At 52.7% G+C, this 260-nt stretch carries 1 protein-coding gene; it reads left to right on the forward strand.

The genetic code is table 11. The features are described 5' to 3' along the window. Positions 1 to 66: 66 nt before the first annotated feature. Positions 67 to 260: hypothetical protein (locus ACLJNW_RS26220; RefSeq protein WP_410961508.1), on the forward strand; the 194-nt coding region annotated here is incomplete at its 3' end.

Raw genomic sequence — 260 nt, forward strand, 5'->3', positions numbered from 1 at the left:
GTACAAGCTGCATCCTTTGTCCAATTCGCCCTTCCGATTCGCCAAAACGCAGGTGTCACGTATCGCGTGGGCTGGCTCAACAGCTTACATATTCTAGTCCTCTACGAAGGGCAAATAGAGATAATTTCTAGGATCCTGAAGCCGTTCTTCATCCTTGCTGCCTCACGAGCTCCTAACTTCTCTGTCTTGGAGATCGACCTTGCGGAACGGTTTTTCCGCGCAGCCCCCGAGCTCTGTGCTCCAGTTGCGTCGTTGAAGGC

Source organism: Salmonella sp. SAL4457 (assembly GCF_046548235.1).
Lineage (GTDB): Bacteria > Pseudomonadota > Gammaproteobacteria > Enterobacterales > Enterobacteriaceae > Salmonella > Salmonella enterica.